The 24124-nt window shown below is 67.6% G+C and carries 21 protein-coding genes and 1 pseudogene; 9 read left to right on the top strand and 13 right to left on the bottom strand.

Annotated features, from left to right (window positions below; translation table 11 throughout):
- Positions 1–5 precede the first annotated feature (5 nt).
- Positions 6–644 (bottom strand): TetR/AcrR family transcriptional regulator, encoded by a 639-nt coding sequence (locus G6N31_RS12165; RefSeq protein WP_098005906.1) that lies wholly within the window; start codon positions 642–644, stop codon positions 6–8.
- 118 nt (positions 645–762) lie between these two features.
- On the opposite strand from G6N31_RS12165, the gene G6N31_RS12170 reads away from it, so the two are divergent.
- Positions 763–2244 carry a cytochrome P450 gene (locus G6N31_RS12170; RefSeq protein ID WP_098005904.1) on the top strand — a complete coding sequence of 494 codons (1482 nt, stop codon included), beginning with the start codon at positions 763–765 and terminating at the stop codon, positions 2242–2244.
- 62 nt (positions 2245–2306) lie between these two features.
- Here G6N31_RS12170 and G6N31_RS12175 read toward each other — a convergent pair whose 3' ends face one another.
- Entirely contained in the window at positions 2307–2786 is a 480-nt protein-coding gene (locus G6N31_RS12175) for a 2-isopropylmalate synthase (protein WP_179964297.1), read from the bottom strand.
- A gap of 217 nt (positions 2787–3003) precedes the next feature.
- On the opposite strand from G6N31_RS12175, the gene G6N31_RS12180 reads away from it, so the two are divergent.
- Positions 3004–3765: a sulfite exporter TauE/SafE family protein gene (locus tag G6N31_RS12180; RefSeq protein ID WP_098005951.1), complete on the top strand. Its 762-nt coding sequence runs from the start codon at positions 3004–3006 to the stop codon at positions 3763–3765.
- Between the two features lie 4 nt (positions 3766–3769).
- On the opposite strand, the gene G6N31_RS12185 is transcribed toward G6N31_RS12180, so the two are convergent.
- A complete protein-coding gene (locus tag G6N31_RS12185) occupies positions 3770–4822 on the bottom strand; it encodes a phosphotransferase family protein (protein WP_098005902.1) in 1053 nt (350 codons plus the stop codon).
- Positions 4823–4936: 114 nt separating this feature from the next.
- Positions 4937–5707, bottom strand: coding sequence for an SDR family NAD(P)-dependent oxidoreductase (locus G6N31_RS12190; protein ID WP_098005900.1), 771 nt, complete (start codon positions 5705–5707; stop codon positions 4937–4939).
- A gap of 99 nt (positions 5708–5806) precedes the next feature.
- Between G6N31_RS12190 and G6N31_RS12195 the strand changes: the two genes are divergently transcribed.
- The 5 genes from G6N31_RS12195 (at position 5807) to G6N31_RS12215 (ending at position 12775) form a co-directional block, all read left to right on the top strand.
- Positions 5807–7315 carry a molybdopterin-dependent oxidoreductase gene (locus tag G6N31_RS12195; RefSeq protein WP_098005949.1) on the top strand — a complete coding sequence of 503 codons (1509 nt, stop codon included), beginning with the start codon at positions 5807–5809 and terminating at the stop codon, positions 7313–7315.
- 4 nt (positions 7316–7319) lie between these two features.
- A complete protein-coding gene (locus tag G6N31_RS12200) occupies positions 7320–8864 on the top strand; it encodes an ATP-dependent DNA ligase (RefSeq protein ID WP_098005898.1) in 1545 nt (514 codons plus the stop codon).
- Positions 8865–8982: 118 nt separating this feature from the next.
- Positions 8983–11301: a carbon starvation CstA family protein gene (locus G6N31_RS12205; protein WP_098005895.1), complete on the top strand. Its 2319-nt coding sequence runs from the start codon at positions 8983–8985 to the stop codon at positions 11299–11301.
- Positions 11301–11438: a CstA-like transporter-associated (seleno)protein gene (locus G6N31_RS27835; protein WP_234815472.1), complete on the top strand. Its 138-nt coding sequence runs from the start codon at positions 11301–11303 to the stop codon at positions 11436–11438. Before G6N31_RS12205 ends, G6N31_RS27835 begins: the two co-directional genes overlap by 1 nt.
- A gap of 50 nt (positions 11439–11488) precedes the next feature.
- A complete protein-coding gene (locus G6N31_RS12215; RefSeq protein ID WP_163722147.1) occupies positions 11489–12775 on the top strand; it encodes an amidohydrolase family protein in 1287 nt (428 codons plus the stop codon).
- 212 nt (positions 12776–12987) lie between these two features.
- Here the strand turns inward: G6N31_RS12215 and G6N31_RS27730 are convergent, their stop codons facing one another.
- From G6N31_RS27730 to G6N31_RS12230, 4 genes and pseudogenes are all read right to left on the bottom strand, one after another.
- Positions 12988–13479 (bottom strand): transposase, encoded by a 492-nt coding sequence (locus G6N31_RS27730; protein WP_342355828.1) that lies wholly within the window; start codon positions 13477–13479, stop codon positions 12988–12990.
- Positions 13386–14192 (bottom strand): annotated as a pseudogene (locus G6N31_RS12220) (IS4-like element ISMfl1 family transposase); the annotation flags it as partial. The gene G6N31_RS27730 and the pseudogene G6N31_RS12220, both read right to left, overlap by 94 nt.
- A gap of 45 nt (positions 14193–14237) precedes the next feature.
- Positions 14238–15476, bottom strand: coding sequence for a cytochrome P450 (locus G6N31_RS12225; protein WP_098004882.1), 1239 nt, complete (start codon positions 15474–15476; stop codon positions 14238–14240).
- A gap of 13 nt (positions 15477–15489) precedes the next feature.
- Positions 15490–16521 (bottom strand): LLM class F420-dependent oxidoreductase, encoded by a 1032-nt coding sequence (locus G6N31_RS12230; protein ID WP_179964298.1) that lies wholly within the window; start codon positions 16519–16521, stop codon positions 15490–15492.
- Between the two features lie 79 nt (positions 16522–16600).
- Between G6N31_RS12230 and G6N31_RS12235 the strand changes: the two genes are divergently transcribed.
- Positions 16601–18097 (top strand): acyl-CoA carboxylase subunit beta, encoded by a 1497-nt coding sequence (locus tag G6N31_RS12235; protein ID WP_098004883.1) that lies wholly within the window; start codon positions 16601–16603, stop codon positions 18095–18097.
- Positions 18098–18152: 55 nt separating this feature from the next.
- Here the strand turns inward: G6N31_RS12235 and G6N31_RS12240 are convergent, their stop codons facing one another.
- The 3 genes from G6N31_RS12240 to G6N31_RS12250 are packed head-to-tail and all read right to left on the bottom strand — an operon-like array spanning position 18153 to position 20649.
- Positions 18153–19199, bottom strand: coding sequence for a TIGR03857 family LLM class F420-dependent oxidoreductase (locus tag G6N31_RS12240; protein ID WP_098004935.1), 1047 nt, complete (start codon positions 19197–19199; stop codon positions 18153–18155).
- The gene (locus tag G6N31_RS12245) at positions 19196–19570 is read right to left on the bottom strand and encodes a nuclear transport factor 2 family protein (protein WP_098004884.1); all 375 of its coding nucleotides are present in this window, start codon (positions 19568–19570) and stop codon (positions 19196–19198) included. The genes G6N31_RS12240 and G6N31_RS12245 overlap by 4 nt, the downstream gene beginning before the upstream one ends.
- Positions 19567–20649: a phosphotransferase gene (locus G6N31_RS12250; protein ID WP_098004885.1), complete on the bottom strand. Its 1083-nt coding sequence runs from the start codon at positions 20647–20649 to the stop codon at positions 19567–19569. Before G6N31_RS12250 ends, G6N31_RS12245 begins: the two co-directional genes overlap by 4 nt.
- A gap of 69 nt (positions 20650–20718) precedes the next feature.
- Here G6N31_RS12250 and G6N31_RS12255 point away from each other — a divergent pair, with 69 nt between their 5' ends.
- Entirely contained in the window at positions 20719–21339 is a 621-nt protein-coding gene (locus G6N31_RS12255) for a TetR/AcrR family transcriptional regulator (protein WP_098004886.1), read from the top strand.
- Here the strand turns inward: G6N31_RS12255 and G6N31_RS12260 are convergent.
- Both G6N31_RS12260 and G6N31_RS12265 read right to left on the bottom strand, forming a co-directional pair.
- Positions 21305–22432, bottom strand: a complete 1128-nt coding sequence (locus G6N31_RS12260) for an alpha/beta hydrolase family protein (protein ID WP_098004887.1) — start codon at positions 22430–22432, stop codon at positions 21305–21307. The two genes, G6N31_RS12255 and G6N31_RS12260, sit on opposite strands and share 35 nt — an antisense overlap.
- Positions 22429–24078 (bottom strand): flavin-containing monooxygenase, encoded by a 1650-nt coding sequence (locus G6N31_RS12265; protein WP_098004888.1) that lies wholly within the window; start codon positions 24076–24078, stop codon positions 22429–22431. Before G6N31_RS12265 ends, G6N31_RS12260 begins: the two co-directional genes overlap by 4 nt.
- Positions 24079–24124: the final 46 nt, after the last annotated feature.

The following is a 24124-nucleotide window of genomic DNA, read 5'->3' on the forward strand; positions in this document are numbered from 1 at the left end:
GCAGATCAGCTGCGCAGGTCGCCGCCGCCCCAAAGCGCATAGAGCCAGAGCCGCTCGACGATCTCGACCGCCCGGGCGATGTCGGTGTCGCGGCCGATGAACGAGCTGTCATGCAGCAGCGTCATCGTGGTGGTCGCCGCGAGGGTGCGGATCAGGGCCGGCAGATCGCCGGTGATCGGCCGTGCGCCCTCGTCCTGCTGGACCAGCGCGACGATACGGTCGATGATCTTGTCGCCGAAGTCGTCCATCATCGTGCGGATCTGCGCATCGGTGTTACGGGCGACCGCGCAGGCCTGCATCACGGGGTTGTTGCTGGCGTAGACCTTGGCGGCGCTCCCGACCATGCGGGTGGCGAACTCCGACGGGGTCTCCCCCGGTTCGCGCGGCGCGAAGTCGTGGGTCAGCTCGGTGAGCTCGTCGCGCGCGTCGTCGAGGATCACTGCCAGCACCGCGTACTTGGACTCGAAGTAGAAGTAGAACCCGGAGCGGGCCACCCCGGCCCGCTCGCTGATCGCGCTGACCGACAGTTCGGCGAACGAACGCTCCTCGAGCAGTTCGCGTACGGCGGCGACGATCGCGTCGCGCTGCCGGTCGCCCCGGCTGCGCCGGTCCTCCGCAGCAGAGGGTGTCGGTTCGGCGGTCATGACTGAAGACCTTTTCATTCGCATTTGGCTCACTTCAAACTTGACATGCGTCAAGTCCCCCTACCAGGATGGGGTAAAGGTGACATCCACCACAAGCACTTCTGTTCAGGAGCGTTCAATGGCGACGATCAGCACCCGAGACTACTGGATTGACCAGGCAAAACGACGACTCAAGCCGACACCGGTCACCATCCCGGGGATGGGAGCTCTGGAGAAGAAGCTCCTCGAGACCGAATTCAAGGAGATCACGCTCGCCGACCCGCCCCCCGGCAGCGGCCTCAAGGCGGTCAAGGGCGACAACGGTCTGCCGGTGATCGCCCACATGATCGAGATGTTCCGCGGCGGCCCGGACTTCATCCTGCACCAGTACCGCCGCTACGGACCGATCTACTATTCGGGCTCTCAGGTGTTGCCGGCCGTCGCGGCGCTGGGCCCCGACGCCACGCAGGCGGTGTTCACCAATCGCAACAAGGACTTCTCCCAGCGCGCGTGGGACCCGGTGATCGGGCCGTTCTTCGAGGGCGGGCTGATGCTGCGCGACTTCGACGACCACCTCTACCACCGCCGCATCATGCAGGAGGCGTTCACCCGCACCCGGCTGGCCGGATACGTCGAGCACATCGACTCGGTGGCGTCGGCGGTCGTGGCCAACGACTGGGTCGCCGATGACCCCCGCTTCCTGTTCCATCCAGCCGTCAAGGAGCTCACGCTCGACATCGCGTCGGTCGTGTTCATGGGCCACCAGGCCGGCACCGACACCGAGCTGGTCACCACCGTCAACGAGGCGTTCACCACCACCACCCGGGCCGGCAATGCGATCGTGCGCAAGCCGGTGCCGCCGCTGACCTGGTGGCGCGGCATTCAGGCCCGTAAGACGCTGGAGAACTACTTCAACGAACGCATCGCCGAGAAGCGCGCCTCGGAGAGCACCGACATGTTCAGCGTGCTGTGTCATGCTCGCGACGAGGACGGCGGCAGCTTCACCGACAAGGATGTCGTCAGCCACATGATCTTCCTGATGATGGCGGCCCACGACACGTCGACCTCGACGATGACGACCATGGCCTACCACCTGGCCGCCAACCCCGAGTGGCAGGACCGCTGCCGCGACGAGTCGGCGCGGATCGGGGACGGCCCGCTGGACATCGAGGCCCTCGAGAAGCTCGAGACCTACGACCTGGTGATCAACGAGGCCTTGCGGATGATGACGCCGCTGCCGTTCAACTTCCGCCAGGCGGTGCGCGACACCGACCTGCTGGGCTACTACATCCCGGCCGGGACCAACATCATGACGTGGCCCGCGCTGAACCACCGGCTGCCCGAGCTGTGGACCGACCCGGAGAAGTTCGACCCGAAGCGGTTCTCCGAGCCGCGCAATGAGCACAAGAAGCACCGGTACGCGTTCGCGCCGTTCGGCGGCGGTGCCCACAAGTGCATCGGCATGGTGTTCGGCCAGCTCGAGATCAAGACCGTCATGCACCGGCTGCTGCGCAAGTACCGGCTCGAGTTGGTGGACCCGAACTACACGCCGCGCTACGACCACGGCGGCATGTCGGTGCCGATCGACGGCATGCCGATCGTGCTGCGCCCGCTGCACTGATCAGCCGCACCGCAATCGCCCTGGGGCCCGTCGGAACATGCGTTCCGGCGGGCTCTCGGCCGTCAGGTCAGCAGTCGGTTGGCGCAGGCGATCACGGCATTGAGCGCCGAACTGGTCGGGTCCTGGCACCAACCCAGCGCCCACTCGGCGCGGCCGTCGCGGCTGCCCTGGATGAACGTCGCGGTATGCGCGCCGGCCGGAAGCTGATGAAAGGCCGTCATCTCCACCGCGACACCGCAATCGTGCAACATCTCGGTCAGCGCGGCGACGGGTCCGCACGCCGCCGCGCGTGAGGTGCTGATCCGGTCTCCGACGGCCAGCGTGGCCTGATAGTTGCGCGCCTGCGGGCCCAGCCGCCCGGCGGGACGCTCCGCGTCCACGCATGTCCACTGCCCCAGCTTCACCGGCCCGGCCGACGGCGCGTACTCGTCGACGAAGTCCGCGAAGGAACGGCGCGCGGCGTGTTCGCGCAGCGCGCGGGGCATCGGAGCGTCGATGTGGGCGGCGAAACACACCGCAGAAGATGCGAGTTGAGAAGTCATGGTGCCGGCCTTGCGGATCGAGAGAAGGTGACCGACGAAGTAGCGACGACCCACAGCGAGGGGTCGGTCAGGATCAGACCCCGCTGCGGGTGGCTACTACGAGTCGTCTCGGCACGTCCGCGATCCTAAGCCGGTCTACACGTCGGGCGCAAATGCTTTTCGGCGCCGCCGCGGCGGGCTGCGCGGGCACGCAGCCGTCGTTGACACAATGGCGCAGATGTCGTGGTCGCAGGCGCTGCTCCTGGTCGGTGCGGGCATCCTGGGCGGTCTGACCGGCAGCATCGCCGGGCTGGCCTCGGTGGCGACCTATCCGGCGCTGCTGCTGTTCGGTCTGCCGCCGGTGACCGCCAACGTCACCAACACCACCGCGCTGGTCTTCAACGCGGTCGGCTCGATCGCGGGTTCGCGGCCCGAGCTGGCCCGCCAGACCGCCGACGTGAAACGTCTCATCCCGGCCGCCCTGGCCGGCGGCGCGGTCGGCGCCATCCTGCTGTTGTCGACGCCGGCAGAGGGATTTGAACGAATCGTGCCGGTCCTGCTCGGCTTCGCGTCGGCGGCGATCCTGGTGCCGGTGCGTGTCCATCCCGCCCGCGTCACCAGTCCGCGTCGTCGCCGCGTGACCACGCTTCTGCAGGGCGCGGCGATCATGGCCATCTGCATCTACGGCGGATACTTCGGCGCCGCCGCGGGCGTGCTGCTGCTGGCGCTGTTACTGCGCGCGGGCCGGACGCATCTGGCCGACGCCAACGCCACCAAGAATGTTGTGCTGGGAATCGCCAACACCGTGGCCGCGGGGATATTCGCCGTGGCCGCGCCGGTGCGCTGGGACGCGGCGATCGTGCTGGGCCTGGGTTGTCTGGTCGGTTCGCGGTTGGGGCCGGTGGTCGTCCGGCACGCACCGCAGCGGTCGCTGCGCATCGCGATCGGGCTGGCCGGGCTGGCGCTGACGCTGCAGCTGGGCTGGGACGCCTACCGGTGACCGGTCAGAGGAACGGGTTGTCCCCGCGGGCCACCCGCGCGCCCAGCTCGACGAGGTTCTGCGCCGAGGTGTGCAGCCGCTGCCCCGCTTCGGAGCTCGCCTGTCCGGCCAGGTAGCGCGACCAGGTGCCCTCGATGACGATCGCCAGCTTGAAGCAGGCCATCGCGAGATACCAGTCGACGTGCGCGATGGACCGTCCGCTGGTCTGCCGGTAGGCCTCCAGCAGTTCGGCGCGGGTCGCCAGCCCTCCCAGCGCGGCCAGGGCCGATCCGGCGTCGATCGGGTTCGGTTCATCCGGCCAGCAGATCAGCATCCAGCCCAGGTCCAGCAGCGGGTCTCCGACGGTGCACATCTCCCAGTCGATGAACGCGGCCAGTTCGGGGGTGTCGCGGCGCAGCAACACGTTGTTCAGGTGTGCGTCGCCGTGCATGATTCCGGGTTCGGCGTCGGGGGGCCGGCGGCTCTCCAACCAGTCGGCCAGCGCGTGCACCGACGGAAAGGACTCGGGTGCATAGTTGTCATGGCGGTAGCTCTCCAGCAACCGCATGAACTGCGGAACCTGGCGCGCCAGAAACGATCCCGGCCGCTTGATCTCGGCGAGGGGGCTGCCCTCCCAGGGCACCTCCCCCAACTGGGCCAGGCTGGCGGCGTAGGACAACCCCACCTGGTGGCGCATCTCGGGACTGCGCACGTAGGCGTCGTCGACCTCGGTGCCGGGGTTGAATCCGTCGACGGCCTCCATCAGGTAGAACACCACGCCGAGCACGTCGAGGTCTTCACACCCGGCGATGAACGCCGGGTGCGGCACGGTGGTGCCCTTCAGCGTCGTCAGCACGGCGATCTCGCGGCGCATGGTGTTGTCGCTGGTCGGCCGTGGATGTTCGGGCGGGCGCCGCAACACCATCGGCCGCCCGTCGACGAGCAGGCGCACCACGATGTTCTGTGATCCGCCGGTCAGCGGCACCACCTCCGAGACCGTGGACCCGAGGCCGATACGGCGCACCCACCCCTGCAATGCGTGCTGGTCGGACTCACTGAGCATCACGTCGACGGGCATTCCGACATGGTGTCAGGTCCCCGGAGGGCGGCGGCGCCGAACCGGGCAACGGTACGAAAGCGGCTGCACAGCAAGCAATCCGGCGCGCCGGCGGGCCGACGCGCCGGACGATGCCTACTTCGGGGCGAACCGCTGGCCGGCGTCCAGCCGCAGGCACTGCCCGTTGAGCATGGGGTTCTCGACGATGGCGGTCACCAGCTTGGCGTACTCCTCGGGCTTGCCGAGACGCTTCGGGAACGCGGCGTCCTTGGTCAGCGCCTTGGCGAACTCGTCGGGGATGCCCTCGGTCAGGCCGGTGGCGAACAGGCTGGGCGCGATGGCCAGCGCACGGATGCCGAGGCTGCCCATGTCGCGGGCCATCGTCAGGCACATGCCGGCGATGGCGGCTTTGGAGGCGGTGTAGGCGACCTGGCCGATCTGCCCCTCGAAGGCGGCGATCGAGGCGGTGTTGATGATGACGCCGCGCTCTTCCTGCTCGTCGTCGACGAGATCCTGCTGGCTCATCTGCCATCCGGCCAGGCGGCTGATGTTGAAGGTGCCGATGAGGTTCAGGTCAACGGACTTGCGGAAGGACTCCAGGCTGTGTGGGCCGTCCTTCTTGACGGTGCGCTCGGCTGCGCCGCCACCGGCCGTGGTGACGATGATGTGCAACTGGCCGCCCAGCGCGTCGATCGCCTGCTGCAGGACTTTCTCGGTGCCCTCGAAGTCGGTGACGTCCACCTCGAAGAACTTTCCGCCGATCGCATCGGCGACTTCCTTGCCCTTCGACTGTGGACGGTCCAACACCGCGACATCCGCGCCGCGTTGCGCCAACAGCTCGGCCGTCGCCTTGCCGAAGCCGGAGGCTCCGCCGACGATGATGGCCTTCTTGCCCGAGATCTCCACGCCTATCCCCTTTCCAAAAAGTGCTCGAATCGTAAAGCAACCTAGCCGATCATCGTTCTGTAAGGCCTTCGGGTTCCCCGCGGCGGTAGTTTGGCGGCCATGACCACGCTCGGCGCGCGAGTTCTCGGCGGAGTCGCCGCAGCCGCCACGGCGGTCGGGGTGGCCGGGCTGACCGCCGTGGCGTTCGGGCCCGAGGCCGACGTCCGCACCGCGGTGGGCTCATCGGTGATCGAACTGACCCCGGGCCCGGTCAAGGAATGGGCGATCCAGACCCTCGGGACCGCGAACAAGTCCGTGCTGACAATCGCGGTGCTGATCGTCGTCGCGCTCCTCGCGGCGGTCGCGGGCGCGGCCGAGAGGCCTCGCCGCCCCGTCGGCAGCGCGATGATCGTCGCGGCCGCGGTACTGGGCTGCGCGGCGGTACTGTCCCGTCCGAACTCCACCGCGGTCGATGTTCTTCCCACGCTGATCGGCGCCGCCTGCGGCGTTGCCGTCCTCCGCTACCTGACCTCGCCGAGGCGCGTCGAGCCGGACGCCCCCGATGCTGGGCGGCGGGCGTCACTGCTGGGGCTGGGCTTTCTGGCGGCAGGCACCGTCAGCGGGGTCGCCGGAGTGGTGCTCACCCGTCTGACGACGGCGGTCACCGGGGACCGCGAGGCGTTTGCGCTGCCGGCGGTGGACGAGCCCGCAGCCCCGATCCCGCCGTCGGTGCAGCCCGCCGGTGTGCAACTGCCGTCCTTCGTGACCAGCAACGCCGACTTCTACCGCATCGACACCGCGCTGACGGTGCCTCAGCTCAGCCGCGCCGACTGGCAACTGCGCATCCACGGGATGGTCGACCGTGAGATCACCTACCGCTTCGACGATCTCGACGAGTTCGAGGTTGTCGAGGAAGTGGTCACCCTGACCTGTGTCTCCAACCCGGTGGGCGGCGACCTCGTGTCGAACGCGGTGTGGACCGGCTACCGGGTGCGGGACCTGCTGGCCCGGGCCGGTGTCTCCGAGGACGCCGACATGGTGCTGTCGCAGTCGGTGGACGGCTGGACCGCGGGCACGCCGATCGACGCGTTGACCGGCGCAGACGCGCTGCTGGCCGTGGGCATGAACGGCGAGCCCCTGCCGGTCGAGCACGGCTATCCGGCCCGTTTGGTGGTGCCGGGACTGTACGGCTATGTGTCGGCGACGAAGTGGGTGGTCGATCTGGAAGTGACCCGCTTCGACCGTGCGCAGGCGTACTGGACGCGGTTGGGGTGGGCCGAGCGTGGCCCGATCAAGACCGCCTCCCGGGTGGACGTCCCCCGCGCCGGACAGGACGTACCCGTCGGCCCGACGGTGTTCGGCGGCGTCGCCTGGGCCCAGAACCGCGGCATCCGCACCGTGGAGGTCCGCATCGACGACGGTCCGTGGCAGCCCGCGACGCTGGGCGACGGCTATTCCGGGCAGACCTGGCGGATGTGGAGCTTCGACTGGGAGGCCCGCGACCCCGGACTGCACACGATCTCGGTGCGCGCCACCGACAACACCGGCTACACCCAGACCTCCGAGCGCGTCGACCCCGTCCCCGACGGCGCCACCGGCTGGCACACCATCACGTTCGCGGTCCGGTGACGCGGTGTTGCTCCTCGACGTGGCCTCCGTGTCGGCCGACGTCGCCGCGTCGTCGTCACGGCTGGCCAAGGCCGCGCACATCGCCGGCGTGCTGGACCGTGCCGGCGCCCACCCGGATCCGAGGGCGGTCACGGTCGTCGTGTCCTGGCTTTCCGGTGAACTGACGCAGCGCCAGATCGGTGTCGGATGGGCCAGTCTGCGGTCCCTTCCCGCGCCGGCCGGCGAGCCGTCACTGACGGTGCTGGGCGTCGATCGCCGTTTCGGAGAGATCGGCGCCGTATCCGGCCGCGGCTCGCAGAGGCGTCGTGCCGAGTTGCTGGCCGACCTCTTCGGCCGGGCCACCGAGATCGAGCAGACGTTTCTGCGTCGCCTGCTCACCGGCGAGTTACGCCAGGGCGCCCTGATCGGCGTGATGGTCGACGCCGTCGCCGCCGCCTCAGGAGTCCCGGCGCCCGCGGTCCGTCGCGCCGCGATGCTCGGCGGCGCCCTGCCCGCCGTCGCCACGGCGGCGCTCACGGGTGGGGAAGCCGCCCTCGAGCAGTTCACCCTGCAGGTCGGCAGGCCGGTCGGACCGATGCTGGCGCAGACGGCCACCGGTGTGGGCGATGCGCTCGAACGGCTCGGTGGGACAGCAGTTCTGGAGGCCAAGCTCGACGGCGCGCGGGTGCAGATCCACCGGGCCGGACAGTCGGTGTCGATTTACACTCGCAGCCTCGACGACGTCACCGCTCGGCTGCCCGAGGTGGTCGATGCGGTGCTGGCGCTGCCGGTCACCGAGGTCATCGCCGACGCCGAAGCCATCGCGCTGCGGCCCGACGGGCGACCGCACCGATTCCAGGTGACCGCGTCGCGCTTCGGCCGCCGCGGCGGTGCCGCCGAGGCCCAGGCCCCACGGCTGTCGGTGTTCTTCTTCGACCTGCTGCACGTCGACGGCGCCGATCTGCTCGACCGTCCGGCTAAGCAGCGCCTGTCCGCACTCGACGCGGTCGTCCCGGCCGGCCAGCGCGTCGACCGGTTGCTGACCTCTGATCCCGCGGCCGCACAGCTTTTTCTGGATGCGACGCTGGCGGCCGGGCACGAAGGGGTCATGGCGAAGTCGCCGACCGCGCCGTACGAGGCCGGCCGGCGCGGGGCCGGCTGGTTGAAAGTCAAGCCGGTGCACACCTTCGACCTCGTTGTCCTGGCCGTCGAGTGGGGCTCTGGGCGGCGCTCCGGCAAGCTGTCCAACATTCATCTGGGCGCCCGCGACCCGCGCACCGGCGACTTCGTAATGCTGGGCAAGACGTTCAAGGGCATGACCGACGAGATGCTGGCGTGGCAGACCGAGCGCTTCCTCGCACTGGCCGCCGGCCCCACCGACGGTTACGTCGTGACGGTTCGGCCCGAACAGGTCGTCGAGATCGCCTTCGACGGTATCCAGACGTCCTCGCGCTACCCGGGCGGGATGGCCCTGCGGTTCGCGCGCGTCATCCGCTACCGCCACGACAAGCCCGCAACCGAGGCCGACACCATCGACACCGTGCGGGCGCTCTACGAGAAGGCCAACTGACGGTCGCGCTTCATGACCGCCGAAAATGCTGTTTCGGCCCAGCCCCGCGGACTCCGATGCAAGGATCGATCCCGGTATATGACAGTCAGCCAGACAGTCGAACCGACAGGGAGTCAGCGTGGCCACACCCACTGCCACACCATCCGAGCGCATCGAAGAGACCGTCGGCGACATCACCTATGTCCGCACCGACAAGGACCTGCCACCGGTGGCGATCATCGACCGGTCCCCCATCACCACCAAGCACAAGATCCTTTTCGCCGTCATCGCACTGCTCGGCGCCACCGCGTGGGCGGTCATCGCGTTCTTCCGGGGCGAGACCGTCAACGCCGTCTGGTTCGTGCTCGCCGCGATCTGCACGTACGTGATCGGATTCCGGTTCTACGCTCGGCTGATCGAACTGAAGGTAGTTCGACCTCGCGACGAATACGCCACTCCGGCTGAGGTTTTCGAAAACGGCACCGATTACATGCCGACCGACCGGCGGGTGCTCTACGGCCACCACTTCGCCGCGATCGCCGGGGCCGGGCCGCTGGTCGGACCTGTGCTGGCGATGCAGATGGGTTATTTGCCGGGCACGATCTGGATCATCATCGGCGCGGTGGTGGCCGGTTGCGTGCAGGACTACCTGGTGCTCTCGATCTCGGTGCGGCGCCGGGGCCGATCGCTGGGCCAGATGGCCCGCGACGAACTCGGCCTGGTCGGCGGCATCGCGGCCATCGTCGGCGTCCTGGTCATCATGGTGATCCTGCTGGCCGTGCTGGCCCTGGTGGTGGTCAACGCGCTGGCCGAAAGCCCCTGGGGCGTCTTCTCGATCGCGATGACCATTCCCATCGCGATCTTCATGGGTTTGTATCTGCGGTTCCTGCGCCCCGGCCGGGTCTCCGAGGTCTCCCTCATCGGCATGGTCCTGCTGCTGTTGGCAGTCGCATCCGGTGGCTGGGTCGCCGAAACCGATTGGGGTGTCGAATGGTTCACCCTCTCGAAGGTGTCCCTGTCGTGGTGCCTGATCATCTACGGGCTGGCGGCATCCGTCCTGCCGGTGTGGTTCCTTCTCGCCCCGCGCGACTACCTGTCGACCTTCATGAAGGTCGGCACGATCGGGCTACTGGCGGTCGGCATCCTGATCGCCCGGCCGGTGATGGAGGCACCGGCGATCTCGCAGTTCGCCGCCAGCGGCTCCGGTCCGGTCTTCGCCGGATCGCTGTTCCCGTTCCTGTTCATCACGATCGCATGCGGGGCGCTGTCGGGCTTTCACGCGCTCATTTCGTCGGGGACCACACCGAAGCTGCTGGAAAAAGAGAGTCAGATGCGGCTCATCGGGTACGGCGGCATGCTGACCGAGTCGTTCGTGGCGATCATGGCGTTGATCACCGCGGCGATCCTGAACCAGCACCTCTACTTCGTGATGAACGCGCCGTCGGCGTCGACCGGCACCACCGCCCAATCGGCAGCCGACTACGTCAACGGGCTCGGCCTCTCCGGTGCGGCCATCACCCCGCAGGAGATCGATGACGCGGCCCGCAGTGTCGGTGAGGAGTCGATCATCTCGCGCACCGGAGGAGCGCCGACGCTGGCCTTCGGCATGTCCGAGGTGCTCCACCAGGTCTTCGGCGGGCAGGCGCTCAAAGCGTTTTGGTACCACTTCGCGATCATGTTCGAGGCACTGTTCATCCTGACCACGGTCGACGCCGGCACCCGCGTCGCGCGGTTCATGCTGTCCGACGGTCTCGGGAATCTCGGTGGGCCGCTACGGAAGCTGCGCAACCCGAGCTGGCGCGTCGGTGCATGGAGCTGCAGCGTGGTGGTGGTCGCTGCGTGGGGCAGCATCCTGCTGATGGGCGTGACCGACCCGCTGGGCGGCATCAACACGCTCTTCCCGCTGTTCGGCATCGCCAACCAGTTGCTGGCCGCGATCGCACTGACCGTGGTCACGGTGGTGATCATCAAACGCGGCCTGCTCAAGTGGGCCTGGATTCCCGGCATCCCGCTGATCTGGGACCTCGTGGTGACCATGACCGCGTCGTGGCAGAAGATCTTCTCCGGCGACCCCAGAGTCGGCTACTGGACGCAGCACTTCCAATACCGCAACGCCCGCGATGCCGGTGCCATGAGCTTCGGCGCCGCGAAGGACGCCGGCCAGCTCGACGCGGTGATCCGCAACACCTTCATCCAGGGAACGTTGTCGATCGTGTTCGCCGTGCTGGTGATCATCGTCTTCACCGCCGGGGTGATCGCGGCTTCCCACGCCATACGGGGCCGCGGCCGTCCGCTGACCGAAGAGGAGCCGATACCGTCGCGGATCTTCTCGCCGTCCGGCATGGTGATGACCACAGCCGAGAAGGAGGTGCAGAAGCGATGGGACGCATTGCCCAGTCGGTCGTTGGCGGCGCGGTCCGGGCCGTCCGGGCACTCGGCTGGTACTGCAAAACACTGATGGGCGACAACCACTATCAGCGCTACGTCGAACACCGCGCGCGAGCGCACGCCGGCGAGGCGGTGATGTCCGAACGCGAGTACTGGCGCCATCGGCACGCCGAAACCGACGCCAATCCGGCGGCGCGGTGCTGCTGATCCCGCGCTAAACTGTCGGCCATACGGTAAGCACCAACAGGAGAGCCGCCATGCATAAAGACGAGATGATTTTGATCAGCGTGGATGATCACATCGTTGAGCCGCCGGATATGTTCGCCAATCATTTGCCGAGGAAGTATCTGGATGAGGCGCCGCGGTTGGTGCACAACGAGGATGGTTCGGATACGTGGCAGTTTCGGGATGTGGTGATTCCGAATGTGGCGCTCAATGCGGTGGCGGGGCGGCCGAAGGAGGAGTACGGGCTGGAGCCGCAGGGGTTGGATGAGATTCGGCCGGGGTGTTGGCAGGTCGATGAGCGGGTCAAGGACATGAACGCCGGCGGGATTTTGGGGTCGATGTGTTTTCCGTCGTTTCCGGGGTTCGCGGGGCGGTTGTTCGCCACCGAGGATCAGGAGTTCAGCCTGGCGTTGGTGCAGGCCTACAACGATTGGCATGTCGAGGAGTGGTGTGGGGCCTATCCGGGGCGGTTCATTCCGATGACGTTGCCGGTGATCTGGGATCCGCAGGCGTGTGCGGCCGAGATTCGGCGTAATGCCGCCCGTGGGGTGCATTCGTTGACGTTCACCGAGAATCCGGCGGCGATGGGGTATCCCAGTTTCCATGATTTCGAGCATTGGAAGCCGATGTGGGATGCGCTCGTCGATACCGACACGGTGCTCAATGTGCATATCGGGTCGTCGGGGCGGTTGGCGATCACCGCGCCGGATGCGCCGATGGATGTGATGATCACGTTGCAGCCGATGAACATCGTGCAGGCCGCGGCGGATCTGTTGTGGTCGCGTCCGATCAAGGAGTACCCGGATCTGAAGATCGCGCTGAGCGAGGGCGGGACGGGTTGGATTCCGTATTTCCTGGAGCGGGTGGATCGCACCTATGAGATGCATTCGACGTGGACGGGTCAGGATTTCGGCGGCAAGCTGCCTTCAGAGGTGTTCCGGGAGCATTTCCTGACCTGTTTCATCGCCGATCCGGTCGGGGTCAGCACGCGCCATCAGATCGGGGTCGACAACATCTGCTGGGAGGCCGACTACCCGCACAGCGATTCGATGTGGCCCGGGGCGCCCGAACAACTCGACGAGGTCCTCACCGCCAACAACGTCCCCGACGCCGAGATCAACAAGATGACCTACCAGAACGCGATGCGCTGGTATCACTGGGACCCGTTCACCCACATCCCCAAAGACCAAGCCACCGTCGGCGCCCTGCGCCAAGCCGCCGAAGGACACGACGTCTCCATCCGCGCCCTGTCGCATCACGACAAGGGCAGCCGCGGCGACGCGTTGCACGCCGCGGCCCGCGGCAACTCGGGGGCCTAACCCCAATACCGTTCAGTTAGTGGCTGATGACGGTGACGCTGGGTGGGTGTTCGGGTTGTGGCCAGTGTTGGTGCGCTGATCTTTTGACATGCCACTTGGGCATTTTGCGTTTGATCACGCGGGGAGCTGACCGTGTGCGGCGTGCCGGGTTGATGCGGTCGAGGAGGCGACGGAGGAACGCCTGCCAGTGAGGGTCGGCGGATCGGCGCCGGTTAGGGGGAAAAAGCGCCCTGATGGGCGACGGATTGGCGCACGACGCGCAACGCGGCGGTGAAGCTGAGTCGGTCCGGGTCGTGTCCGCTGTGGTGTGCGGCTTGGCTCATCAACGAGCGAATCGCGTAGTGGCAGCACAGGTATCCCCAGATCTCCTGCAGGACGAGGTCGGGCGACTTCGACCGCAGCACCACCTTCGACCCACGCTGGTGGGTCTTGAGTTCGTCGAAGACGCTCTCGATCTCCCAGCGCTGGGCGTACGCGGCCGCCAACTCGACCGCGGGTGCGGTGTCCGGGTCGGTCAGCGTGGTGAGCAACCGGTAGGCCACGGGTTGTCGCGGCCGTCGTCGACGGTGTAGTCGATGACGCGAGCCAGCATTGGCTCGCCGTGTCGGTCCTTGGCCGCGCGCAGGTGGGCCAGCCACGAACCGTCGGCGAGATCCTCGACGTGAGTGGGGGTCGGGCCGTTGCGTCCGGTGCTCACGCGCCACAGCAGATCGGCTCCGGTATCGGAAGCGTTACGCCACAACGCGTATGAGAAGAATCCACGATCAGCCAGCACGAGCATTTCCGGTGTCAGTGCATCGAGCACGTGCTCGACCATCGTGGACTCCGCGTCGCGGTAGGCGCCGATCGTGGCCGCGAAGATCGCATGAGTGCCGCACTCGGCGACCGCCAACAACCGCGCCTGCGGAAACGCCGACTTCTCACCCTTGTTCACCCCCGGACGCCCGAAGAACTCCTCATTGACCGGGCTATCCGCCACATCCAGGCACGTCCCGTCGATCGCGACCACCCTGCGTCCGGCCACCCACGTCCCCGGCGTATCCGCCGCGCCCAACGGACGAGCGACCCTCGCGAACAACGCAGCCAACGGCTGGGACCCCAATCGCTCCCGCGCCTGGAAAATGGCCGACTTCCCCGGCAACTGATACTGCTCACGCCACCCGGAAGCCCACGCTAAACCATCCGTGAGCTGGGATAACACATCCTCGTAGGAGCCATCGGAGTACAGGCCCATGCCGATGGCGAAATACGCCATCACCCGTGCCGGCAGTGCACGATGACGCACCTGAGTACGCCCCGTCGCCTCGATCACCTCATCAACCATCGCCGGCGGGAACACCCTCGTCAGGACACCCACAGACACCAGATCCGACAACCGACGATCCGATTCAGGCTTCCGCCAACCCGCGCGAGGCATACCAACAAACTACACCCATGTAGTCTTAACTGAACGGTATTGGGCCTAACCCGACATCGTGTAGCGGATCGGCAGGTGCTTGAGTCCGCCGACGAAGATGGTGGCGGTGTGCTCGGGCCTGCCGGCCAGTTCGACCGATGCCAGGCGGGGCAGCAGCTCGCTGAAGAAGCTGTTGATCTCCATGCGGGCCAGCGCCGCACCGAGGCAGAAGTGCACTCCGTAGCCGAACGCGATGTGCTTGTTGGGATCTCGGCCGATGTCGAAATTGAACGGGTCGGAGAAGATGTCCTCGTCCCGGTTGCCCGACGGGTAGGACAGCAGAACCGATTCGCCGGCAGCGATTTTCACGCCGCGGACCTCGGTGTCCTGCTGGGCGGTGCGCATGAACTCCTTGACCGGTGTGACCCAGCGGATCATCTCCTCGACCGCCAGCGGCATCAGGTCGGGGTGCTGCTGGAGCCTGCGCAGCTGGTCAGGGTTCTCGATCAGGGCCTGCAGCCCGCCGGAGATGGTCGCGCTGGTGGTGTCGTGCCCGGCGGTGGCGACAATGAGGTAGTACGACACGGTGTCGATGTCGGACAGCGGTTCACCGTCGATGCGGGCGTTGGCGATCGCCGACGCGAGATCCTCGGTGGGATGGGCGCGCCGCGCGGCGGTGATCTCGTTGAAGTAGTTGAACATGTCGAACAGCGCCAGGCCGCGCTCCTCCATGCTCTCGCCACGCTGGAACTCGGCGTCGTCGTTGCCGAAGAGCTCCTGGGTGTAGGTCAGCATGCGGGGGAAGTCCGATTCCGGAATCCCGAGCAGCGACATGATCACGAACAGCGGGAAGTTGACGGCGACCTCGGAGACGAAGTCGCACTGCCCGCCGCGCTCGGCCATCTGGTCGACGAAGGTCTTGGCCAGTTCGTCGACCCGGACCTTCAACGCGCGCATCGCCTTGGGCCGGAACCAGTCCGCGCCGATCGCCCGCACCTTGCGGTGCTGAGGGTCGTCGAGGTGGATCAGCGTGCTGATGCCCATCGACGCGTGCTGGGCATCGCCCTCGGCGGTGGTCAGCACCGGCCGCGGTGAGTTGGTGAAGACCGTGTTGTCGCGCTCGACGGCCATGATGTCGGCGTGCTTGGTGATCGCCCAGAACGGGTTGTAGCCGGGCACGTCCACCCAGGACACCGGCGCGTGGGCGCGCAGATGGGCCAGCGCCGCATGCAATCTCGATTCGTCGGCGTAGGCCGTCGGGTCAGCGAAGACCCTGGCTGCCTCATCGGCTATTCGAACGCTCATGGTGTCTCCTTCGTCATGCGCCCGTGCGCAAATCGGTGACCAGGTCGACAACCGTCGCCTCGTCGATGGATGCCGGAAAACCCACCAGGACCCGGTCGATCAGACCGTCGCACCGGCTGCGGATCCTGCCGGCGATGTCGTCGACCAACCCGACGACCGCGAACTCCCCGAGGGTGGTGTCATCGATCAGCGAGCCCATGGTGTCCCAGTCGCCCGTCAGGGAGAGCCGGTGCAGCTCGGTCTGCAGGTCACCCCAGCCGTGCAGTTCCAGCACGTTGCGATAGGCCGGCGTCGACGCATAGAACGCGATCTGCTTGCGGGCGGCCGCCGCCGCATCGGCCAGTCCCTGCTCGTCGTGACCGGTCACCACGAACAGCGGGCTGGCCACCTCGATGTCACCGCGTCGCCGTCCGGCCTGCTCCACCCCCTGCATCAAGGTCGGGATGGTGACCTCACGCATGTAGCGCTGTGTCGAGAAGGCGTGCGCCAGCAGGCCGTCGGCGACCTCGCCACACATCTGGGTCATCCGGTCCCCGACCGCGGCGACGAACACGCGCGGGTCACCGTGCGGTTGCCCGGGGGGCACGAACATCGGCGTCATCAGCTTGTGGGTGTAGAACTCGCCGTCGAAGTCCAGCCGGGTGCCGTCGTTCCAGCATGCCCAGATCGCGCGCAGCGCCTCGACGAACTCCCGCATCCGGGCCACCGGCTTACTCCACGGCATGCTGAACCGTTTCTCGATGTGGGGCCTGATCTGCGACCCCAGCCCGAGGATGAACCGGCCGTGCGAGTAGTCCTGCAGATCCCAACCGATCTGGGCCACGGTCATCGGGTTGCGCGCGAACGCGACGGCGATGCTGGTGCCGAGTTCGATGCTGTGGGTGTGTTCGGCGGCCAGCGTCAGCGGCAGGAACGGATCGTGGTTGATCTCGGCCGTCCAGCACCCGTCGTACCCGCGACGTTCCAGCGCTCTGGCTGCAACCGGAACCTGGGACAACTGACTGACGACGGCGGCGTCCACCTTCAGGCCGCCTTCAGCACCCATGCTGAACGAAGCTACAGTAAGCAATTCAGTAGGGTCAACGCCGCAACGTCGCGCGCCGCCGGAGAACAGGAGTCTGGGCATGGCCAGTGCCGAGGATTGGCAGGACACACTCGACGAACTCGCGCGCCGCCGTGCCCGTTCCCGGGCCATGGGCGGCGACGAGCGGCTGGCCAAACACCACGGCAAAGGCAAGCTCGACGCGCGCGGCCGCATCGACCACCTGCTCGACGCGGGTTCGTTCCGGGAGTTCGGCACATTGGTCGGCGGCGACATCGCCGCCGACGGCATCGTCACGGGCTCCGGACGCATCGACGGCCGGCCGGTGCTCGTCGGAGCGGAGGACTTCACCACCCTGGCCGGCAGTATCGGTCCCGGCGGCAACGCCAAGCGGTACCGGCTGGCCGAACTCGCGCTGCGCGACCGGGTTCCGATGGTGATGCTGCTGGAGGGCGCGGGTTTCCGGCCCAGCGGCGAACACTACGGGCGCACTCCCACCGACCTGCTGGCCCAGGCTCAGTGCTCGGGCAAGGTGCCCACGGTCAGCGGACTGTTCGGGCCGTCAGCCGGACACGGTGCGTTGGTCGCGCCGGTGTGTGACTGGACGATCATGACCGGCCAGGGCGCGATCTTCACCGCGGGGCCCCCGGTGGTCAAGGAGTCGACCGGCGAGGAGATCACCAAAGAGGACCTGGGCGGGCCGGCGGTGGCGCTGGCCAGTGGGGTGATCCACAACCTCGGCCAGGACGACGCGGCAGTGCTCGACGACATCCGCCGCTACCTGTCCTATTTTCCGTCCAGCGCGTGGTCGTATCCGGCGTCGCTGCCGGCCGGCGAGGCCACGGCACGACGGACGACCCCGGAACTGCTGGACATCGTGCCGCGCGGCAATCGCCAGGTCTACGACATGCGCGCCGTCCTCGACGTCGTCTTCGACGACAGCGACTGGTTCGAGGTGCAGCCGAAGTTCGGTCCCGCGATGATCACCGCGCTCGCCCATCTCGGCGGGCATCCGGTCGCCGTGGTGGCCAATCAGCCCAAGGTGCTCGCCGGGTCCATCGACGCCGATGCCGCGGACAAGGCCGCACATTTCATCATGGTCGCCGACGCGTTCCATCTGCCGATCGTGTTCCTGGCCGACAACCCGGGCATGCTGCCGGGCAGCCGCTCGGAGAAGACGGGCGTGTTGCGCAGCGGTGCCCGGATGTTCGCCGCCCAGACCGCCGCCACCACGCTGAAACTGCATGTGACACTGCGCAAGGCGTACGGCTTCGGCTCGATGGTGATGTCGTTGCTGGGCTTCGACAACCAGAGCGCCACGTTCGCCTACCCCGGGGCGACGATGGGGGCGATGAGCGCGGCGGCGCTGAGCCGCGCCTCGCACGCCACCGAGGACATCGAGGCCAAGCTGCGGCAGGCCGAGGTCGACGCGTCGTTCCGGTCGGCGGGCCATCTCGGCTTCGACGATTTGATCCACCCCGAGGAGACCCGCGACGTGCTGCTCGACGCGCTCGAGCGGGGGCTCTCCAGCCGCCAGGCCGCGGCCCAACCGGTGACCCGCACCGTCATCACCCCCTGATCCTCCGCGATTTCGGCGTGTTTATCGACGCTGGGCGACGACAATCACGCCGAAATCACGACGACGAGGCGCGGTAGGCGGCGACGACCGGCGCGAGTTCGTCGGGAGTGGCGCCGTGCATGATCACCGCGTCGGCGCCGTAATCGAATTCCTTGCGCACCCGGTCGGCGCACTGCTGCGGAGAACCGGTGGCCGCCGGCTCGAGCCATTCGTCGGGAATCAGCGTGGCGATGTGCTCGATCTGCTCCGTCGTGGCCTTGTGGTCGATCCCGCCACCGACCGACTGCACCACCGCGTCGTCCCGGAAGCGTTGCAGCACGGCGGGATCCCAGCCATTGGTCCGGACCAGCAAGTCGCCGTAGCCCTGCAGATAGGTCGCCAGCCGGGCCACGGTCTTCTTCAGCCGGACTTCCTCGGGCAAGTGGTCGCCGACGGTCGCGAAGCAGGACCAGACGCGCACGCGGGCCGGGTCCCGGCCCGCCTGTTCGGCGGCCTCCTTGACGGTGCGGACCGCGCGCTGCAGCGTGTCCGGGGTGAAGTAGGTGTGCAGGATGACGTCGTCGAACTCCCGCCCGCCCAGCGCCAGGGTCTGGGGTCCGAACGCGACGATGGCCAGCCGGATGTCCTCCCGGAAGTCCGGGTCGAGGAACAGCACCTGGTACTTGCCGAGCGGTCCGTCGTGGTTGAAGATCAGCTCGCCGTGCCAGAGCTTGCGCATCACCTGCGCAAAATCCTCCATCTGCGCGGTGGTCACGCTCGGGATTCCGAAGGCGTTGTAGATCGCCCCGATACCGCGTCCGATGCCCAGCGTGAAACGCCCCCCGGACAGTCGGTGCATGGTGGTGGCCCACGACCCCGTGATCAGCGGATGGCGGGTGTTGTGGTTGGTGGCCGCGGTCGCGATCTGCATCCTGCTGGTCACCGCCAGCGCGGCGCCGGTCAGCGACGACGCCTCCTTGACGTTCCAGCGCTCGGAGATGAACCCGGTTCCGAAGCCGAGCTCTTCGCCGCGGCGGGCTTCGTCCATCAGCGTGGCGGGGCCCTCACCGCCGGCGCCGGCCAGCAGGTAGAAGCCCAATTCGTCGAGGGTTTTCTCTGTCACGCCCAAACTCCTTGCTTGTAGCCGCAATTCCACACTTCGGTGATCCTGCCCTCGACCACGCGGAAGATCTCCATGCTGCTGATGGTCATTTCGCTGCCGTCCTTGAGCGTCATCGGGGATTGGTAGACGATCGCGACGTGCTCGCCGTCGTCACCGGCCACGACCAGGTTCAGGTCGAAGCGAATGGTCTCGAACATCGCCCAGTGATCGACGATGCGCGCGACGGCCTGCTGGTGGGTCAGCGTCGTCGACTCCCCCACATCGTGGCGAATGACGCTGTCGCCCATCAATTCCGCCGCCAAGGAGAAGTCGCGCCGGTTCCACACCACGAGGTTGTACAGTTCGACCACCTCGCGCGCGGATCGGCTCATGCGAAGACCTCCAGCGCGCCGACGTCGGTGATCGCCGCGACCGCCCGGTCGGTCAGCTCGAGGCACAACGCCCGTGACCGCACCGGCAGCGCATCCCAGCCGAGCAGGGTGATGACGGGCAGCACCATGAAGTAGACGACGGCGTAACGGTAACGTCGCCAGGCGTCGTCGAACGGATACTCCGTCACGCCGCGTGCCGCGAGTTGTTGCAGATACTCGTGGACCAGCGCTTCGTCGTGCCCGCGGCGGACCTCGGTGCGCAGGCCCTGGCTGACCAGATACGCGATGTCGGCGATGCCGCAGCCCGTCGCGGCGAACTGGAAGTCGACGACCTTGAGCCGGTCACCGTCGAAGAACATGTTGTCGGCCCGGATGTCGCCGTGCAGCAGCATCGTGTGCTCGGCGAGCACCGACAGCGCCTCCCCGGCGCATTCGGCGAAACGTTCGGCGAAGCGCGCGACGGGGCGCGGGATCGCGGCCGTGGTGTGCTCGCGGTACACCTGCCACCCGGGACCGAATGCCGGTAGCAGCAGATCACGGACCACCGGTGCGTCCAAGCTCGGAAAGCTCTGCAACGACGTCACATTGGCCGGCTGCACCGACCACGCGTGCAGACCTGCCAGTTGCGCGATGGCCACCCGGGCCCGATCGAGCGACAAACCGGCCAGATGATCGGCGTTCTCCCACGTTTGCAGATCTTCGAGCAACAGGACGAAGTCTGCCGACTCAGCGGCCATCCGGGCGCTGAAGACCGCAGGGGTGTCCATCGGCGCCTGGGTGGCCACCTCACGGTAGAAGGCGACTTCGCGCCGGTACCCGCCCAGCAGATCCATCGCGCCGCGCGCGTCCGAGTCGGCCGGCAGTTTTGCGATCAGCGTGGCCGGTACCTCAGGGCTTCCGTCCAGGCTCAAGCGGTACAACAGCGACGAGAAGCCGGAGTCCGCGGCGATACGCTGTGCCCGAACCTCGTTGACCTGCAACGCGTTCGACAGACCGCTGTCAGACCGGAGGGCCGCGGTGAGCCATTCGGCGGTGACCTCCCCGATCCCCGAGGGGACCTCGGCGTGCCCGATGGTCACCGATCGACCTCCCCAGGATAATTTGACGCTGAACAACTAAGTTAGTTGCCGACGGTTTAACATGCAAGCGTGCCTTCGCCCGTGCGCGGCCTGCGCCAGTCCCAGCGCGTCGAGACGTCGAACCGGCGCATGCTGCGGGCCGCCGCGGATCTGATCGTCGAAAAAGGCTGGGAGGCAACGACGGCCGCCGAGATCGGGCGGCGCGCCGGGTACAGCAGGGCGATGGTCCATGCGCGGTACGGCAGCAAGGACGCGATCCTCGAGGAGTTCCTCGGCGAGTACGTCAAGCGGCTCAACCCCGACCCCGACCCCGGCAGTGACGGGATGGCCCAGGTGCTTGCCCACTTCGACCGCATCGAGGAGATCTACGGCACTGATCCCGCACTGCTCAAAGCGATGTTCGTGGCGACCTTCGAGGCGGTCAAGACCACCTCACCACTGCGCGACCGGGTCCGCGCACAGTTACGCAGCGGGGCGGTCAAGGTCGATGCCGGCCTGCGCAACGGCATCGTCGACGGATCGGTCCGCGCCGACATCGACGTCGACGCCGCGGTGCGTGACATCACCGCTGCGGTGTTCGGCATCGCGTACCAATGGGTGGTGGTCGCCGAGGACCACCACCTGCCGACCGAACTGCAGGCGGCCCGGGACCGGATCATCGACTCGTACGGTCAGCGGCATTTCGACTGACCGCACGTAGCAGCTCCTCGCCGGCCCGCTGCACCCCCGGCGCGAACAGATGCCCGACGTGACTTCCGCGGTGCCAATGCAATCGGCCACCCCAGCGCTCGTGCAGTGACTGGGCGGTCTCCCGATGCGCCATCTGGTCATACCACGCGCCGACGACCAACCGGCGCTCCGGCGGCGCGCTCGGCGTGACCGACTGATAGTCCACCACCGTCATCATCTTCTCGGCGGCGCCGGATTGCAGAACCCCGACGGTGTCGCGCACCGACGGGCCCCACCGCCCGAGATGGGCTGCGATCATCGCGTTGAGTCCGGCGATCGGTGTGTAGACCGCCACGGCGTCGACCGGCTCGAGGTGGGCCACCAGCCCGGCCACCGGGCTGCCCATGGAGACCCCCGAGACGACGGTGGCCTCGGCCTGCGGTCGCAGCCAACGCACCACGGCGCGCACCTCCGACACCGCGCGCATCATCCCGGCGACATTGGCCACCGGATCCATGCCCGGATAGCGCGGCCAGTGGGACTGCCGTACGCCGCAGCCCGGCTGCACCGGCAGCGCGATGTTGAAGCCGAGCTCGTCCTGGAGTCGGCGGGCCCGCGAGACCAGCAGGTCGATGGGCTGGCCCTGTCCGGCGCCATGCACCCACACCAGCCAGGGCCGCGGCCGGTCGTCGTCGCGGCACAGGTGCAGCACGGCGGTCGACGGGCCGCCGAAGCCCTCGGCGGCCAACGGCTCCGGCAGCAGGGGGTCGTGGTCGAACGTGACCTGTTCGTAGCTGTGCCGACCGAACCGGCGGCGCCGACGTGACCTGACGCGCAACGGGTTCGGTTCGGCGTGCACCTCGGCCACGCTGTCCCCGGCGAGTTGCTCAACGATCCGAGCGCACGACACGGCGGTGCGCTCGAGCCGCGGCGGCGGCGCGGTCAGCGTCAGGCCGGTCAACGCCAGTTGGTCGAGCACCACCTCACCGAGTTGGCGGGCGCCGGACAGGGACCACGCGTTCCAATCCCCGGACGCGGTGAGCGCGGTGTGCGCCCGAGGCAGCACCCCGGCGAAATCGGCCGTGACCCGCCAGACCCGCTCGGGCGCCTTCATGCCAGCGTGAACCCGGTGTAGCCGGCAGCGGCGATCTCGTCGCACCGGCGGCGGTACTCCGGGATGCCGGCGGTGTAGCCCATGTACATGCGCTTCTTGCCCGGCACATTGGCGCCGTTGTACCAGGAGTGACACGACGGATGCACCAGCACCGTGGGCTCGACCAGCGCGGTGGCATGCTCGATCCACTCGCGCTGCGCGTCGGGTTGCGCTTCGATGGTGCGGAATCCGTGCTCGCGCAGGTAACGGACGCAATCACCGATCCATTCCACGTGCTGTTCCAACGCGGCGACGAAATTGGTTGCCGCCGAGGGGCTGCCGGGCCCCTGGATGATGAACAGATTGGGAAAGCCCGCCACCGCCAGGCCCAGGTAGCTCAGCGGCCCCTCGTCGGACCAGAAATCCCGCAACGACCTCCCGCCCCGGCCGCGCACGTCGATGCGCGTCAAGGCGCCGGTCATCGCGTCGAATCCGGTGGCATAGACGATGACGTCGAGCTCATGCAGGCCGCGCTGCGTCTCGATGCCGTCGGGCCGCACCGCAACGATGGGATCCTCGCGCAGATCCACGAGGGTCACGTTGTCGCGGTTGAAGGTCTCGTAGTATCCCTGATCGATGATGGGCCGTTTGCAGCCGAACGGATGGCTGGGGGTCAGGGCCCGCGCAGTCGCGGGATCCTTGACGATGCGCGCCACCGCCTCCCCGTAGAGGCGGGTGGCCATGCGGTTGGCTTCGATGTCGAAGAACACGTCGCCCCAGTTCAGCGCACCCATCACGCCACCCTCGTCGACCGCGCGGAGTTGCTCTTCTCGCGTCGCCGTCTTTACCGGAGGTTTGGTGAGCATCTCCAGCATCACTGAGAACGCGCTGAGCCGTGCTGCCCCGACGGGGTGCGCACGCTGGGCGGCCCGGATCTCCGGGTAGCGCGCTTTCAGGTCGTCAAGCTCGCCGGGCTCGAAAGCCCGGACCTCCCACGGCAGGGTGTAGGCCGGTGAGCGCTGGAACACGGTGAGGGTGGCGGCTTCTCGTGCCACCACCGGGATCAGCTGCACGCCGGTGGAGCCGGTCCCGATGACCCCGACGCGCCGACCTGCGAGGTCGACGCCGTCGCGGGGCCAGCGGCTGCTGTGCAGCGAGGTTCCGGTGAAGTCGTCCATGCCGGGGATGGCCGGTTCCAGCGGGGTCGACAGGATGCCGGTGGCCGCGACGACGTAGCGCGCGGCGACCGTCTCCCCCGACGCCAGCGCGAGCCTCCAGGTGGCGCCCGGCTCGTCGAAGGTCATCGACACCACCTCCGCACCGAAGGTGATGTCACGGCGCAGGTCGAGGCGGTCGGCGACGAAATTCAGGTAGGCCTCGATCTCCGGCTGCGCCGGCATCGTCTCGGTCCAGACCCACTCCTGCTGAATGTCGTCGGAGAAGGAATAGGAGTACTCGATGCTCTCGATGTCGCATCGGGCGCCGGGATAGCGATTGACCAGCCAGGTGCCGCCGACGCTGTCGGCTTTCTCCAGCACCCGCACCCGACAACCCAGGTCCCGCAGCCGGTGCAACGCATAAAGCCCGGAGAACCCGGCGCCTACGACGATGACGTCGAAAGGGTCGCACTGGTCGGGACCGGTCGGTTCGGCAGTCGTCGGCGGCACTGTCACTCTTCCTTGCCCGCTCGTGGCCGGCGTCGCTTTGCGATTG

The sequence above is a fragment of the Mycolicibacterium duvalii genome, from assembly GCF_010726645.1.
GTDB lineage: Bacteria > Actinomycetota > Actinomycetes > Mycobacteriales > Mycobacteriaceae > Mycobacterium > Mycobacterium duvalii.

Coding starts and splice junctions, on each gene's coding strand:
- G6N31_RS12165 (WP_098005906.1), bottom strand. CDS start 644: ATGACCGCCGAACCGACACCCTCTGCTGCGGAGGACCGGCGCAGCCGG.
- G6N31_RS12170 (WP_098005904.1), top strand. CDS start 763: ATGGCGACGATCAGCACCCGAGACTACTGGATTGACCAGGCAAAACGA.
- G6N31_RS12175 (WP_179964297.1), bottom strand. CDS start 2,786: ATGACTTCTCAACTCGCATCTTCTGCGGTGTGTTTCGCCGCCCACATC.
- G6N31_RS12180 (WP_098005951.1), top strand. CDS start 3,004: ATGTCGTGGTCGCAGGCGCTGCTCCTGGTCGGTGCGGGCATCCTGGGC.
- G6N31_RS12185 (WP_098005902.1), bottom strand. CDS start 4,822: ATGCCCGTCGACGTGATGCTCAGTGAGTCCGACCAGCACGCATTGCAG.
- G6N31_RS12195 (WP_098005949.1), top strand. CDS start 5,807: ATGACCACGCTCGGCGCGCGAGTTCTCGGCGGAGTCGCCGCAGCCGCC.
- G6N31_RS27835 (WP_234815472.1), top strand. CDS start 11,301: ATGGGCGACAACCACTATCAGCGCTACGTCGAACACCGCGCGCGAGCG.
- G6N31_RS12215 (WP_163722147.1), top strand. CDS start 11,489: ATGCATAAAGACGAGATGATTTTGATCAGCGTGGATGATCACATCGTT.
- G6N31_RS12225 (WP_098004882.1), bottom strand. CDS start 15,476: ATGAGCGTTCGAATAGCCGATGAGGCAGCCAGGGTCTTCGCTGACCCG.
- G6N31_RS12230 (WP_179964298.1), bottom strand. CDS start 16,521: ATGGGTGCTGAAGGCGGCCTGAAGGTGGACGCCGCCGTCGTCAGTCAG.
- G6N31_RS12235 (WP_098004883.1), top strand. CDS start 16,601: ATGGCCAGTGCCGAGGATTGGCAGGACACACTCGACGAACTCGCGCGC.
- G6N31_RS12245 (WP_098004884.1), bottom strand. CDS start 19,570: ATGAGCCGATCCGCGCGCGAGGTGGTCGAACTGTACAACCTCGTGGTG.
- G6N31_RS12260 (WP_098004887.1), bottom strand. CDS start 22,432: ATGAAGGCGCCCGAGCGGGTCTGGCGGGTCACGGCCGATTTCGCCGGG.